The 13,060-nt window shown below is 63.9% G+C and carries 13 protein-coding genes; 3 read left to right on the top strand and 10 right to left on the bottom strand.

The annotated features are described in order from the left end of the window. Nucleotides 1-816 precede the first annotated feature (816 nt). The 8 genes from AC0L27_RS12135 to AC0L27_RS12100 form a co-directional block, all read right to left on the bottom strand. Nucleotides 817-1,767: a polyphosphate kinase 2 family protein gene (locus AC0L27_RS12135; protein ID WP_473319150.1), complete on the bottom strand. Its 951-nt coding sequence runs from the start codon at nt 1,765-1,767 to the stop codon at nt 817-819. After that, a complete protein-coding gene (locus AC0L27_RS12130) occupies nt 1,727-2,746 on the bottom strand; it encodes a branched-chain amino acid ABC transporter permease (protein WP_473319291.1) in 1,020 nt (339 codons plus the stop codon). Before AC0L27_RS12130 ends, AC0L27_RS12135 begins: the two co-directional genes overlap by 41 nt. After that, a complete protein-coding gene (locus AC0L27_RS12125; RefSeq protein ID WP_354205495.1) occupies nt 2,743-3,624 on the bottom strand; it encodes a branched-chain amino acid ABC transporter permease in 882 nt (293 codons plus the stop codon). The genes AC0L27_RS12130 and AC0L27_RS12125 overlap by 4 nt, the downstream gene beginning before the upstream one ends. A gap of 13 nt (nt 3,625-3,637) precedes the next feature. Next, entirely contained in the window at nt 3,638-4,342 is a 705-nt protein-coding gene (locus tag AC0L27_RS12120) for an ABC transporter ATP-binding protein (protein ID WP_473319148.1), read from the bottom strand. After that, complete coding sequence (locus AC0L27_RS12115; RefSeq protein ID WP_275173513.1) at nt 4,342-5,112, bottom strand: ABC transporter ATP-binding protein; 771 nt, start codon at nt 5,110-5,112, stop codon at nt 4,342-4,344. Before AC0L27_RS12115 ends, AC0L27_RS12120 begins: the two co-directional genes overlap by 1 nt. Before the next feature lie 31 nt (nt 5,113-5,143). Next, on the bottom strand, nt 5,144-6,454 hold the full coding sequence (locus tag AC0L27_RS12110) for an ABC transporter substrate-binding protein (RefSeq protein ID WP_473319147.1): 1,311 nt from the start codon (nt 6,452-6,454) through the stop codon (nt 5,144-5,146). 95 nt (nt 6,455-6,549) lie between these two features. Beyond that, nucleotides 6,550-7,254 (bottom strand): NUDIX hydrolase, encoded by a 705-nt coding sequence (locus AC0L27_RS12105; protein ID WP_473319145.1) that lies wholly within the window; start codon nt 7,252-7,254, stop codon nt 6,550-6,552. A gap of 29 nt (nt 7,255-7,283) precedes the next feature. Further along, complete coding sequence (locus AC0L27_RS12100) at nt 7,284-8,309, bottom strand: ABC transporter substrate-binding protein (protein ID WP_275173510.1); 1,026 nt, start codon at nt 8,307-8,309, stop codon at nt 7,284-7,286. Nucleotides 8,310-8,446: 137 nt separating this feature from the next. Here AC0L27_RS12100 and AC0L27_RS12095 point away from each other — a divergent pair, with 137 nt between their 5' ends. Continuing rightward, nucleotides 8,447-8,896 (top strand): cupin domain-containing protein, encoded by a 450-nt coding sequence (locus AC0L27_RS12095; protein WP_247288096.1) that lies wholly within the window; start codon nt 8,447-8,449, stop codon nt 8,894-8,896. A gap of 39 nt (nt 8,897-8,935) precedes the next feature. Here AC0L27_RS12095 and AC0L27_RS12090 read toward each other — a convergent pair whose 3' ends face one another. Further along, complete coding sequence (locus tag AC0L27_RS12090; RefSeq protein ID WP_473302147.1) at nt 8,936-9,721, bottom strand: ABC transporter permease; 786 nt, start codon at nt 9,719-9,721, stop codon at nt 8,936-8,938. Continuing rightward, nucleotides 9,721-10,539 (bottom strand): ABC transporter ATP-binding protein, encoded by an 819-nt coding sequence (locus tag AC0L27_RS12085; RefSeq protein ID WP_354205489.1) that lies wholly within the window; start codon nt 10,537-10,539, stop codon nt 9,721-9,723. Before AC0L27_RS12085 ends, AC0L27_RS12090 begins: the two co-directional genes overlap by 1 nt. 132 nt (nt 10,540-10,671) lie before the next feature. On the opposite strand from AC0L27_RS12085, the gene AC0L27_RS12080 reads away from it, so the two are divergent. Further along, a complete protein-coding gene (locus AC0L27_RS12080) occupies nt 10,672-11,454 on the top strand; it encodes an ATP-binding cassette domain-containing protein (RefSeq protein ID WP_473319143.1) in 783 nt (260 codons plus the stop codon). Continuing rightward, nucleotides 11,451-13,010: a glycine betaine ABC transporter substrate-binding protein gene (locus AC0L27_RS12075; RefSeq protein ID WP_473319141.1), complete on the top strand. Its 1,560-nt coding sequence runs from the start codon at nt 11,451-11,453 to the stop codon at nt 13,008-13,010. The genes AC0L27_RS12080 and AC0L27_RS12075 overlap by 4 nt, the downstream gene beginning before the upstream one ends. Nucleotides 13,011-13,060: the final 50 nt, after the last annotated feature.

Here is a 13,060-nt window from a genome sequence, read left to right as displayed (position 1 = left end):
TTCTCTTGGCATTTGCCGCGGTGCAGGAAGCGGGAACCGTGGACTCAAGCCGAGGGAAGAGTATGCGGCAGCATTTCAATGCAGATTGATGCAGTTGAGCCTCATCCTGAGGAGGCCGCGAAGCGGTCGTCTCGAAGGACGAGGGCGCTCGCTCAGGCGCCGCCGAGACGTCATATGCGATCGCCCTGCGTCATTCCGGGAGTCGGCCCGGAATGACGCGATGAGGAGGAGGAGAGAAGCAGGATGTCAAAAGCGCGGCGGCCTTGTTACGGCCATCCGACATGATCGCTGTGATGCAATCGATCTGATGCAGAGTACAGCGCCGGGCAGGTAGGGGCTATGCCACACTGATGCAGCCCACTAGACCTTGGCCCGGCGTGCCGTTCGCGTTTCTGCCGCTATGCGATAGTCCGAACGAGCTCCATCGCACTTAACGCGGCTGGTTCTGCGGAGGTGGTGTCATAGACCTCCCCTTGCTCTTGATGTGGACGTTGCGCGTCGCTTGTTTGCGACCATTGGGATGGTCCTCCCGTGACGCAAGACTGTCAAGCAAGATCAATGGCGCGCAAATCACATTTGAGGGCGCGTTCCATTCCAGGGCGACGGATTCACCGCTGCCGAAACACGAGAAGTGGACGAGTTACGAGACTGCCCTTCCCGCAAATGTAGAGCGCGTCTGCTACGGGTTGGCGCGTGGGTACTGAGGGATTGGGGATGATGACATCATACCCCTGTTTTGCCCGACGAGTCAAACCGCTTCGACAAATCCGCAATCGATCGAGCTGGCCTTCAAGTCATTGATTTCGCTATCCCCGGCTACTGTGCATGGGGTTGTTTTCGCGTTTTTTGTTTCTTGTCCGCCTTCTCCTCCTTCTCCAGCGCCTTGCGAACCTCGTCGAATTCGCCCAGCGAGGCCTTGTCGGCGCGGGGGAAGCGCAGATCGAGCTTTTCGAGCGCCGCGACGATGGCCGACCCGATCACGACGCGAGCGAACCATTTGTGGTCGGCCGGCACGACATACCACGGCGCATGCGGCGTTGCCGTGTGCCGGACGATGTCCTGATAAACTGCCTGATAGCGCGGCCACAGCGCGCGCTCCTTGATGTCGTCCATCGAGAACTTCCACTGCTTGGCCGGCTCCTCCAGCCGGTCGAGGAAGCGCTCGCGTTGCTCGTCCTTGGACAGGTTGAGGAAGAATTTCAGCACCACGGTGCCGTTGCGCGAGAGATAGCGCTCCCACGCAGAGATGTCCTCGAACCGCTCCTTCCAGATGTTCTTGGTGAGGACCTTCTGCGGCAGCTTCTCCTTGGCGAGGATCTCCGGGTGCACGCGCGTCACCAGGCATTCCTCGTAATGGGAGCGGTTGAAGATGCCGATATGGCCGCGCTCCGGCAGCGCGACCGCGTGGCGCCAGAGGAAGTCGTGGTCGAGCTCTTTGCTGCTCGGCGCCTTGAAGGCACTGACTGCGCAGCCTTGCGGATTGATGCCCTCGAAGATCGCCTTGATCGCCGAATCCTTACCGCCGGCGTCCATCGCCTGGAACACGATCAGCACCGACCAGCGGTCCTGGGCGTAGAGCTTCTCCTGAAACGCGATCAGCCGCTTCTTGTTGGCCTCGAGAATCTCCTGCGCCTTCTCCTTGTCGAGGTCGCCCTTCTCGTCGGTGTTGTGGTCCTTGAGATGAAACTTGCCCGAGCCATCGTAGTGGAAGGGCGTGACGTAGCGGTCAAGTTCCTGGGCGAGCGATTTGGACTGCTTCTTGCTCATGAGCGCGGGGCACCTTGCGTTGCGGCTTCAATCGGTCGAGCAAGCTACCAAGGATGCCCTTCGGAAGGAATATGATGAAAAGCACGAGCAGCACGCCGTAGACGAGATTGTCCCAGCCGACCGCCTTGGTGCCAAAGCCGATGCGCAGGGTCTCTGCCAGCATAATCGTGATGATGGCGCCGAAGGTCGGGCCGAGCGAGACGAACAGGCCACCGACGATGGCCGCGAACACCATCTGGAGCGACACCGCGATGCCGCTGACCGTGTCTGGCGTGATGAACATCTGGTACTGGCAGTAGATCGCACCGGCGAGCGCCGTCATCAGCGCGCTGAGCAGCGTGATCTTCAGCTTCTCCGCGGTCACGTCGACGCCGGCGGCCGCCGCGGCGTCCTCGTCCTCCGAGATCGCCTCCAGCGCATAGCGGGCCATGCTGCGGTCGACCCAGTGCCAGACCACGATGCCGAACAGCCAGACTCCGAGCGCGATCAGGTACCAGGTGATCTTGTCGTCGAATTGCAGCGCCCAGAGCTTGTTGCCCGCGGCCCGGTTCGGCGTGTAGCCGAGCGAGCCGCCGGTGTAGTCGCGCGTCGCCGTGATGACCTGGAGCACGATGCCGGAGAGCGCGAGCGTCACCAGCACGAAATAGTGCCCGGTGATGCGGAAGCGAAAGCAGGGATAGCCGACGATCAGCGCCAGCGCGCCGGCTGCGACCATGCCGATGGGGATGCCGATCCAGGGCGACCATCCCAGGTGATTCCAGAGCAGCGCGGTGACATAGGCGCCGATCCCCATGAACCCGCCATGGCCGAGCGAGACCAGGCCGAACCGCCCCATCATCGACCAGGATGTATAGGCGAACGACCAGATCAGGATCAGCACCAGGATGTGCAGATGATAGGGATCGCGATAGATGAAAGGCAGCGCGACCAGCGCCGCCAATCCCACCGCCCAAGCTGCAAGTCGTCCCCGCCCCATTATCGGCGCCTCGCGAGCAGGCCCGCGGGCCGGATGAACATCATGACAATGAAGAAGGCGAAGGCGAGCACGTAGCCCCATTCGAGATCGGAGAACAGGCCGCCGAGCGAGATGATCTCGGCGAACACGAAGGCGGCGATGAAGCCGCCGATGAAATTGCCTAACCCCCCGAGCACGCAGATCAGGAAAGTGATCGGCCCGAACGACAGGCCGACGAAGGGATGCACGTCATATTGCAGCACAAGGAGGCAGGCGGCGAGCCCGGCCAGCCCCCCGCCGATCGCGGAGGTGATGAGATAGATCCGCTTCGTGTCGACGCCCATCAGCGCCATGATCTGCCGGTCCTGCGAGATCGCCCGGATCGCGGTGCCGGTGAAGGTCCGCGTCATGAACAGATAGACCGCGACCATGCCGACCAGCGCAGCCAGGAAGGACAGAAGTCGTGCGTAGCTGAAATTCATCTCGCCGAAGGCGAGCACCGGCAGGCGGATGCCGAGGTTGCGGAAGTCGATACCGAAGGCGACGGTGGCAAAGCTCTGCAGCACGAACAGCACCCCGCCGGTCGCGAGCAACTGGTTGATCGGCGGCGCAGTGAGCAGCGGAGCGATCACGAGGTAATGCAGCGCCGCGCCGAGTACCGCGACCAGCAGGATGGTGAGCGGCGCGGCGAGGAAATAGCTGATGCCGTAATACTGCACCAGGAAATACATGGCGTACATGCCGATCATCACCAGCTCTGCGTAGCAGATCCAGGTCACGTCGATGACGCCGAAGATCAGATTGAGCCCGAGCGCGAGCAGCGCCAGCACGCCGCCGAGCAGGATGCCGTTGATCACGGCCTCCAGCAGGTAGATGTCGAAAATGTCTAAAAACGCTTGCATGCCCGCATGAACCTCACACCCCGAGATACGCTTCCTTGACCGTGTCGCTTGCCAGCATCTCGGCCGAGGTGCCTGAGGACCTGATCGTGCCCGCCTCGATCAGGTAGGCACGATCGACCACCCGCAGCACCTGCTGCACATTCTGCTCGACGATCAGCACGGTCAGCCCGCTGGCGCGGATCCGCTTCACCAGCTCGAACACCTGCTGCACCACGACTGGCGCGAGCCCCGCCGACGGCTCGTCGAGCAGCAGCAGCTTGGGATTCGACATCAGCGCGCGGCCGATCGCGCACATCTGCTGCTCGCCGCCGGACATGGTGCCGGCCATCTGGTGGCGGCGCTCCTTCAGGCGCGGAAACAGTTCGAACACCACGTCCAGCCGTTCGGCGTAGTGGTCGCGCGCCTCCTTCATGAACGCGCCCATCTTGAGATTGTCGTCGACCGAGAGCTGCGGAAACAGCCGCCGATTCTCCGGCACATGCGCGATCCCGAGGCTGACGATCTTGTGCGGCGGCGTGGCCACGACGTCGACGGCTTCCATTCTGATCGACCCACGCGAGGGACGGATCAGGCCGGAGATGACGCGCATCAAGGTGGTCTTGCCGGCCCCGTTCGGCCCGATGACGCCGACAGCCTCACCCGCCTTCACGTCGAGATCGACGTCGAACAGTGCCTGGAACGTGCCATAGCCGGCATTGACGCCGCGGAGCTCCAGCATCACTGCACCCCCGCGCGGCGGCGCGCTGCGGCGGCCGCGGCCTGCGTGGTCTCGGCGTCGGTGCCGAGATAGACCTCGATGACACGGGGATCGCCCGCAACCGCGCTCGGCAAACCTTCCGAGATCTTCTCGCCGTGATCGAGCACCATCACGCGATCGACGACGCGCATCAGCACGCCCATGATGTGCTCGACCCAGATGATGGTGATACCGAGCTCGTCGCGGATGTTGCGCAGCATGTCGGCCGCCTGCCCCATCTCGGCCTCGTCGAGGCCGCCGAGGCTCTCATCGGCCAGCAGAAGTTTTGGCGCGGTGGCGAGCGCTTTCGCCAGTTCGAGCTTCTTCAGGCCGGCCGCACCGAGGCCATCGACGCTGGCATGGCGATCGGTCGGCAAGCCAACCATCGCCAGCGATCGCTCGGCCGCCTCCTCGGCCCTGGCACGGCTGTGGCGGCCCTGGCCGTAAAATCCGGCGAGCGCGACGTTCTCGAAGATCGTCAGGCGACGAAACGGCCGCGGGATCTGGAAGGTGCGGCCGATGCCGCTGTTGATGATCCGGTGCGGCGGAAGGCCTGCGATCTCGGAGCCGCCGAACAGGATCGAACCGGACGTCGGCGCCAGCGTGCCCGAGAGCATATTGAAGATCGTGCTCTTGCCCGAGCCATTGGGTCCGATCAGGCCGAGGATCTCGCCCTGATCGACTTTGAACGACACATTGTTGACGGCGGTGAAGCCACCAAACCGCTTCACCAGCCCGCTGACTTCCAGCACCGTCCCGCTCTCCTCTCTGCGCGCATTGGCGCTACTGGTTGCTGTAGGTGGTGCCCTTCGGCAGCGGCAGCACGGCCTCGCGCTGCGCCTGGCTCTTGGGCCACACCACGGAGGACTTGTCGTCGATGTACTGGATCACGACCGGGAACGAGCGCTCGTTCTGTCCGGCCATCGGCGTGCCCTCGCCGTAAAATTTGACGCCGAAGCCGAGCATGGTGCCCCCTTCGGGAATATCGGTGTCGAGCGCAGCCTTGCGCAGCGCATCCGGATCGACCCCGCCATATTTCTTGATCGCGCGCGGCAGCACGTCATTCATGAACACATAGGTGTTGGACGCACCGATCCCGACATGCGCCGAGCGAATTGCGACGCCGGGCCGGATCTTGTCGAATTCCTCGCCGACCATCTTGATCACAGGCGGAAGCTTGGGATCCATGGTCTTCTGGTTGGCAAGCCAGATCGAGATCGGGTCAGTGTTGAAGATGTAGGTGGCATCCGCGCCCATGCCTTCCTTCAGTTTCTCATAGACGCCGTAACCCGCACCGTGCCCCATCAGCGCGCCGAACTTCAGCCCCTGTTCGCGCGCCTGACGCAGCAGCAGCGTGATATCAGGGTTGTAGCCGGTGTGGAAAATGACGTCGGGCTTGGCGCGCTTCAACTTGGTCACCAGCGCAGAGAGGTCAGGCGCGGTGGCCGAATAGCCCTCCTTCATCACGACATTGAAGCCCGCCTTCTTCGCGCCGGCCTCGTTGCCCCTGGACACATCGACGCCATAGGCGCCGTCCTCGTGAATGATGGCGACGCGCAGATCCTTCGGCTCCTTGTCGAACTTCGCCTTGGCGTTCTGCGCGATGAAATCCATCGTCATCATGCCGAACTGGTCGCCGCTCGCCTGCGGGCGGAAGACGTATTTGTAACCCTTCTCGTTGAACACGGCCGACGAGATGCAGGTCGTCATCCACATGAACTTCTTGAGCTGCTCGACGCGCGCGGCGACCGGCACGCATTGCGCCGAGGAGAAGAAGCCGAGCACCATGTCGACTTTTTCCTGCTCGAGCAGGCGGACGGATTCGTTGATCGCGATGTCAGGCTTGCTCTGCGCATCGGCGTAGACCGCTTCGATCTTGTAACCCTCGACGCCGGTCTTGGCGAAATGGTCAAGGACGATCTTTGCGCCGATATAGCCGAGCTCAGAGCCGCCGCCGGCGAGAGGCCCGGTCAAATCGAAAACGACGCCGATCTTGATCTTCTTTTCCTGAGCGTGGGCGGACACTGCCAAGCCCGTCGCTGAAATCGCGACCAACAGCCCACGTACCAAACGGGCAGCCCTGCGCACGCGCATCAAAACCTCCCTGGACGATTGTGCATTGCATTCTTTTTAGGTTTGCAATTTTGCCCATCACATGGGCTGAGCGCAGCGATGTCAAGCCTCGCGCATCAGCGCAACGCGAACTGCTGCTCGACGAAGGCCGTGACAAATCGCGGCATGGACGGCGTGAGATCACTCATGTCGCGCACGAGATGGATTGCCGAGAGCTCTGGCTCGGCCTCGCCCGCCAGATTGGCTTCGATCCGCGCACGCGCCACATCACCCGGCATGTCCAGGTTGATAATTTTCAGCATTGCAATCGCGGGACCAGTGACGACGCAGTGCCAGTCCGGCTCGACCCGATAGTCGGTCGCGGTCAGGCCGGTCTCTTCCTCGAGTTCGCGGATCACACTGCCGGGAATGTCGAGCGTGTCGCCCCTGACGTCGTCGAGATCGGGCGTCCCCGAGGGGAAATAGATCCGGCCTGCATTGGCGGTGTGCTGCGCCATCTCGCCCATCACGAATGCGCCGTCGGACGTGCGCAGCGCGCCCATGCCAAAGCCGTTGAACACGGCCTTGTCGGGAAAGCCCCAGTCGCGCCAGGCGAGGAAGCTCGCGAAATCGGTCTCGAAATAGGTCGCGGCGAGATGGCCGTCGGTGAACATTGCATCGCGCCCGAGCAGGACGCGACCGTTCCAGAGCTTTGGCCGCTCGCGCTGCTTCTCGGCGAAATGCGCGGCGATCTCGGCGCGCCGCTCCTCCGCGAACGCCCAGACGATCGGCCGCACGGCAAGTTCAAGCGTCGTGACCCGATGAATGATTGGTGACGTCATGACGCCTGATGACCACGCCTTCGCGTCGGTTATTTGGCGCTGCCCGTGGTCTTCTTGGCCTGCTCGACGTACTTGTTGGTGAAGGTCTTGCTGACGTCGATCTTGGCGTTCGCCACGTCGGGCGATCCGACGCTGAACACCGCGAGCACGGCGTCAGCGCCCTTCGGGTCCATCTTGCCGGTCTCGGAGTACATCGGGATCGTGTTCTTGAGTGCCGCGAGATAGAGGTCCTTGTTCTTGCCGACCGTCTCCTCCGGCATCTTCGCCATGATCTCCTCGGGCGAGTGCGAGTGGATCCAGGCGAGCGTGCCCAGGATCGCGTTGGTGAGCGCCTGCGTCTCCTTCTCGTGGCCGGCAACCCAGGCCGCGGTCGAGTACAGCGCGCCGCCCGGATATTCGCCGCCGAACGTCTCGAGCGTGTCCTTTTGCGTGCGGGTGTCCGAGAGGATGCGCAGATCCTTGTGGCTGCCCTGGAGCACGGTCACGGATGGATCGAGCATCACGGCCGCGTCGATCTGGCCCTGCTCCATGGCGGCGACCGCAGTGGCGCCGAGGCCGACGCCGATCACGGCGGTGCTGGCGGGATCCACGCCATTCTTCTTCAGCATATACTTCAGGAAGAAGTCAGTGGAGGAGCCGGGCGCGCTGACGCCGACCTTCTTGCCGGCGAGGTCCTTGATCGACTTGATCTCGTTGGTGTGCGAGGGCGAAACCACCAGCACGAGGCCGGGATAGCGGTCATAGACGACGAACGCCTGAAGCTCCTGCTTCTTGGCCGCAAGGTTGACGCAATGGTCGAAATAGCCGGAGACCACGTCGGCGCTGCCACCGAGCACGGCCTTGAGCGCGTCCGAGCCGCCCTTGAGGTCCACGAGCTCGACATTGAGACCCGCCTTGTCGTATTCGCCGAGCTGCTTGGCCAGCACCGTGGGCAGGTAGCACAGGCAGGAGCCGCCGCCGATCGCGATGGTAACCTTGCTTTGCGCCGCCGCGAGACCGGTGGTGAGCGTCAGCGCGAGCAGCGCGCCCGCGAGCCTGGCTATCGTGTTCTTCATTGGTTTCCTCCGTTCGGCTGGCGGCACCATAGAGCAGCCGGACTGGCTTGAGAAGCAGGACCGAAGGCGCTGGCCATCGGCCTTTCGGCGCAATAGCATGAGCCCACAAGAACAATTCTTGATGGGGAGGATCATCCATGAATCGCCTTGCAATCGGACTGTCGATCGCCACCGCTTTTGCCGCCGGATGCGGCGCAACCCACCTGCTGCGGCCGGCGCTGGCCGCGGAGAATATCACTCCGCAGATCATCCACACTGGCGAGATGGAGGGCGACGCGCTCGGGAACGCCAACGCCGTCGGCTTCCGTTCCAAGATGTTCGCGAGTGCCGACGGCGCCACCATCTCGATCCAGGTCGGCAATGTGCCCAAGCACATGCATCCCAACACCAACGAGATCCAGTATATTTTGGAGGGCACCGGCACGATCTGGTTCGGCGACAAGGAGGTCACGGTGAAGCCGGGCGATCTCGTCATCATCCCGAAGGGGACGCCGCATGGCGGCACCAAGCCGATCAGCGGACAGGTCAAGGCGATCGCGATCAAGACGCCGCCGCAGGCCCCCGACGACACCAAGTTGCTGGATTGATCGATCCGGGGCTCGCACGCCGTGCGGGCCCCTTGCGACTTAGCCGCGTCCGTCCACGGTGGGGCGCCAGACCAGCAGTCTCCGCTCCACCAGCGTCACACCAAAATCGATCAGAATGACAAAGGCCGACAGCACGAACATGCCGGCGAACACCCCGGCGACATCGAATACGCCCTCGGCCTGCTGAATGAGATAGCCGAGCCCCGCCGCCGATCCCAGATATTCGCCGACGACCGCACCGACCACGGCAAAGCCCACCGACGTGTGCAGGGATGAGAACATCCACGACAGCGCCGAGGGCCAATAGACGTGCTGCATCAGCTGCCGCTCGCTCATGCCAAGCATGCGGCCGTTGTCGAGCACGGTGCGGCTGACCTCCTTGACGCCCTGATAGACGTTGAAGAACACGATGAAGAACACCAGCGTCACGCCGAGCGCGACCTTGGACCAGATGCCCAGCCCAAGCCACAGCGCGAAGATCGGCGCCAGCACCACACGCGGCAGAGCGTTGACCATCTTGACGTAGGGATCGAACACCGCAGCGACCAGCGGCTGGCGCGCGAACCAGAAGCCGATCAGCACGCCACCGGTCGATCCGATCACGAAGGCCAGGATCGATTCCGTCAGCGTGATGCCGAGATGCTTCCAGATCACACCGGACGAGAACCATTTGACGATCTGGGCGAAGACGTCGACCGGGTTGGAGAAGAAGAACGGCGGCAGCAGGATCTTGCCGAACACGGGCACGGTCGACAGCAATTGCCACAGCGCGAGGCAGACCACCGCGACCAGCACTTGCAGCGAGAGCAGCGTCAGCCGCGACATCACACCGCCTCCGCCGCTTGCGTGGACTGCGCATAGCCCTTCATGACCTCGTCCTTGAGCACGCTCCAGATCTCGCGATGAAGCGCATGGAATTCCTTGTCCAGCCGCACTTCAAAAATGTCGCGCGGGCGCGGCAGGCTCACGCGCCAGTCGCCGATGATGCGGGAGGACGGCCCCGCCGACATGATCACGACGCGGTCGGCGAGCGCGATCGCCTCTTCCAGATCATGGGTGACGAACAGCACGGCCTTGCGGTCGGCGTTCCAGAGGTCGAGCAGCAGGTTGCCCATCACCTGCCGGGTCTGCGCATCCAGCGGCCCGAACGGCTCGTCCATCAGCAGGATCTTCGGATCGCGGATCAGCACCTGCGCCAACGCCACGCGCTTGCGCTGGCCACCCGAGAGCATGTGAGGATAGCGGTTGGCGAAGGCGCCCAAGCCAACCGAGGTCAGCCACTTTTGCGCCCGCGGCAGCGCCTCGCTGCGCGGCGTGCCGCTGACTTCGAGCCCGATCGCGACGTTGTCGAGCGCGGTCTTCCAGGGGAACAGCGCATCGGCCTGGAACAGATAGCCGGCATCCCGGTTCAGTCCGGCAAGCGGCTGGTCGAATATCCTGACGCTCCCGGCAGCCGGCTTCAGCAGCCCGGCCGCGACGTTGAGCAGCGTCGATTTCCCGCAGCCGGTTGGGCCGACGATGGCGACGAACTCGCCCTCTCCGACCGTCAGATTCGCCTTCTCCACCGCCGTATAGACCCGCTCGTCCCCCAGCCGGAACGCGACCTTGGCATCTTCCAGCGCCACCGCCGTAAGCGTCGTCATGTATTCCCTCCGAACTTGGCCCGATGCCTTAGCCGCTCGCGCAGCCAAGTTCAATCAAGCCGCCAAGCGTGCTACGCATGGGCCTCGTCATCCCCTGCCCCACGGGCGGGTTAGCGCAGTGAGCCCCGCCCGATGCGATCCAGCCCGATGATTGGCTATGCCCACGTCACCAAGAGCTTCGGCGCGCTCAAGGCTGTGGACGATGTGTCACTCGACATCGCCGAAGGCGAGTTTGTTGCCGTCGTCGGCGGCTCGGGTTCGGGCAAGACGACGCTGCTGCGGCTCGCCAACCGCCTGATCGAGGCGGATGGCGGCGCGATCACGGTCGAGGGCGACGACGTGCAGTCTGTAGATCCGGTCGCGCTGCGGCGCCGCATCGGCTACGTCTTCCAGAGCGGCGGGCTGTTCCCGCATCTGAGCGTCGCCGACAATATCGGGATCACGCCAAAACTGCTCGGCGTCCCTGCGGCGGATATCGCAACGCGGGTCGATGAGTTGCTCGAACTCGTGCAGCTCGACCGGTCCGCGCATCGCGAGCGGTTGCCGGATGCGCTCTCGGGCGGCCAGCGCCAGCGTGTCGGCGTGGCGCGGGCGCTTGCGGCAAGGCCCCGGATCGTGCTGATGGATGAACCATTCGGCGCGCTCGATCCCCTCACCCGCGATGCACTCGGCGACGATTTTCGCGAGCTGCACCGCAAGCTCGGCCTGACCACCGTGATGATCACCCACGACATGACGGAAGCGATCCTGCTCGCGGACCGCATCGCGGTGATGCGCGGCGGGAAGCTGCTGGCGCAGGGCACGCCAGTGGAGCTCTCGAACAGCAAAGACGCCTACGTGCTGGAGTTGCTGCGGACGCCGCGTCGCCAGGTCGAGCGATTGAACGCGCTGCTGCCACAGAGCGGGGCGGCATGAGCCTTTTCACCGATCCGCGCTGGGGCGAGGCGCTGGGGCATTTGCCCGACTATCTCGGCAACCACGTCCGGGTGAGTCTTGCCGCACTTGCGCTCGGCCTGATGGTCAGCCTGCCGCTGGCGATCCTGACCCGCAACCGCCCCACGCCGCGCGCCGTGCTGCTCGCGCTCGCCAGCATCGTGCAGACGGTGCCCGGACTGGCGCTGCTCGCGCTGTTCTATCCGCTCCTGCTGCTCGCGGCCTCCGTAACGCTGGCCTGGTTCGGCGTCTCCTTCTCCGCTTTCGGCTTCCTGCCGGCGATGCTGGCGCTGGCGCTCTATTCGATGCTGCCAGTGCTGCGCAATGGCATCACCGCCCTCAACGGCATCGATCCCGCGCTGATCGAGGCCGCGAAGGGCGTCGGAATGACCGCACCGCAGTCTCTGGTGATGGTCGAACTGCCGCTGGCTCTCCCGGTGATGATGGCTGGCATCCGTACCGCCGCAGTGTGGGTGATCGGCACCGCGACGCTGTCGACCCCGATCGGGCAGACCAGCCTCGGCAATTACATCTTTGCCGGGCTCCAGACCCAGAACTGGGTGTTCGTGCTGTTCGGCTGCTTTGCCTCGGCCCTGCTGGCACTCGCCGTCGATCAACTGCTCGGCCTGATCGAAAGCGGCCTACGCTGGCGCAGCCGCGCGCGTGCAGCGCTTGGCGCGGCCGGAATCGCGGCACTGGTCGTCGCGACACTGGTGCCGACGATGGGGCGCTCATCACAGAACTATGTCGTCGGCGCCAAGACGTTTGCCGAGCAGTATGTGCTGTCGGCGCTGATGCGGGACCGGCTTCAGGCCGCCGGTCTCTCCGCCGTCGCACGATCCGGTCTCGGCTCGAGCGTGATCTTCGAGGCCTTGAAAGCCGGCGACATCGATCTCTATGTCGATTACTCCGGCACGCTCTGGGCCAATCAGCTTCACCGCACGGACATCAAGCCGCGCGCAGAGCTGCTGGCGGAGCTGCAAACGGCGCTTGCGAAGGAGAACATCACCCTGCTGGGCGAGCTCGGATTCGAGAACGCCTATGCGCTGGTGATCCCGAAGAAGCGCGCCGAGGCACTTGGCATCCGCACCATCGCCGATCTCGCCGCGCATGCTTCGACCCTGTCGATCGCCGGCGACTATGAGTTCTTCTCGCGACCCGAATGGGCGGCGCTGCAAAAGGCCTATGGCCTCTCGTTCCGCGCCCAGCGCCAGATGCAGCCGGACTTCATGTATGCGGCCGTTGCCAGCGGCGAGGTCGATGTCATTGCGGGCTACACCAGCGACGGGCTGATCGCAAAATACGATCTCGTTGCGCTCGACGATCCCAGGCACGCGATCCCGCCCTACGACGCCATCCTGCTGCTGGCCCCGAAGCGGGCCGGCGACGAACGGTTGCAGGCCGCACTGAAACCGCTGCTCGGCAAGATCGACATCGCGACCATGCGCGAAGCCAATTTACGCGCCGCCGGCAATGACGCGAATTCGTCGCCGGATGCGGTGGCGAAATGGCTGTGGGAGAAGGTGGGTGGGCGGTAAGCCGCGCCATTCATTCGATGTCGTCCTGGCGAAGGCCAGGACCCATTACC

It is taken from the genome of Bradyrhizobium sp. Ken51, from assembly GCF_055807435.1.
This window is presented reverse-complemented; position numbering and strand designations above follow the sequence as displayed.

What these genes read in the sequence shown, in the direction of transcription:
- AC0L27_RS12135 (WP_473319150.1), bottom strand. Translation starts at nt 1,767, where the DNA reads ATGAGCAAGAAGCAGTCCAAATCGCTCGCCCAGGAACTTGACCGCTAC.
- AC0L27_RS12125 (WP_354205495.1), bottom strand. Translation starts at nt 3,624, where the DNA reads ATGCAAGCGTTTTTAGACATTTTCGACATCTACCTGCTGGAGGCCGTG.
- AC0L27_RS12120 (WP_473319148.1), bottom strand. Translation starts at nt 4,342, where the DNA reads ATGCTGGAGCTCCGCGGCGTCAATGCCGGCTATGGCACGTTCCAGGCA.
- AC0L27_RS12110 (WP_473319147.1), bottom strand. Translation starts at nt 6,454, where the DNA reads ATGCGCGTGCGCAGGGCTGCCCGTTTGGTACGTGGGCTGTTGGTCGCG.
- AC0L27_RS12105 (WP_473319145.1), bottom strand. Translation starts at nt 7,254, where the DNA reads ATGACGTCACCAATCATTCATCGGGTCACGACGCTTGAACTTGCCGTG.
- AC0L27_RS12100 (WP_275173510.1), bottom strand. Translation starts at nt 8,309, where the DNA reads ATGAAGAACACGATAGCCAGGCTCGCGGGCGCGCTGCTCGCGCTGACG.
- AC0L27_RS12095 (WP_247288096.1), top strand. Translation starts at nt 8,447, where the DNA reads ATGAATCGCCTTGCAATCGGACTGTCGATCGCCACCGCTTTTGCCGCC.
- AC0L27_RS12090 (WP_473302147.1), bottom strand. Translation starts at nt 9,721, where the DNA reads ATGTCGCGGCTGACGCTGCTCTCGCTGCAAGTGCTGGTCGCGGTGGTC.
- AC0L27_RS12085 (WP_354205489.1), bottom strand. Translation starts at nt 10,539, where the DNA reads ATGACGACGCTTACGGCGGTGGCGCTGGAAGATGCCAAGGTCGCGTTC.
- AC0L27_RS12080 (WP_473319143.1), top strand. Translation starts at nt 10,672, where the DNA reads ATGCGATCCAGCCCGATGATTGGCTATGCCCACGTCACCAAGAGCTTC.
- AC0L27_RS12075 (WP_473319141.1), top strand. Translation starts at nt 11,451, where the DNA reads ATGAGCCTTTTCACCGATCCGCGCTGGGGCGAGGCGCTGGGGCATTTG.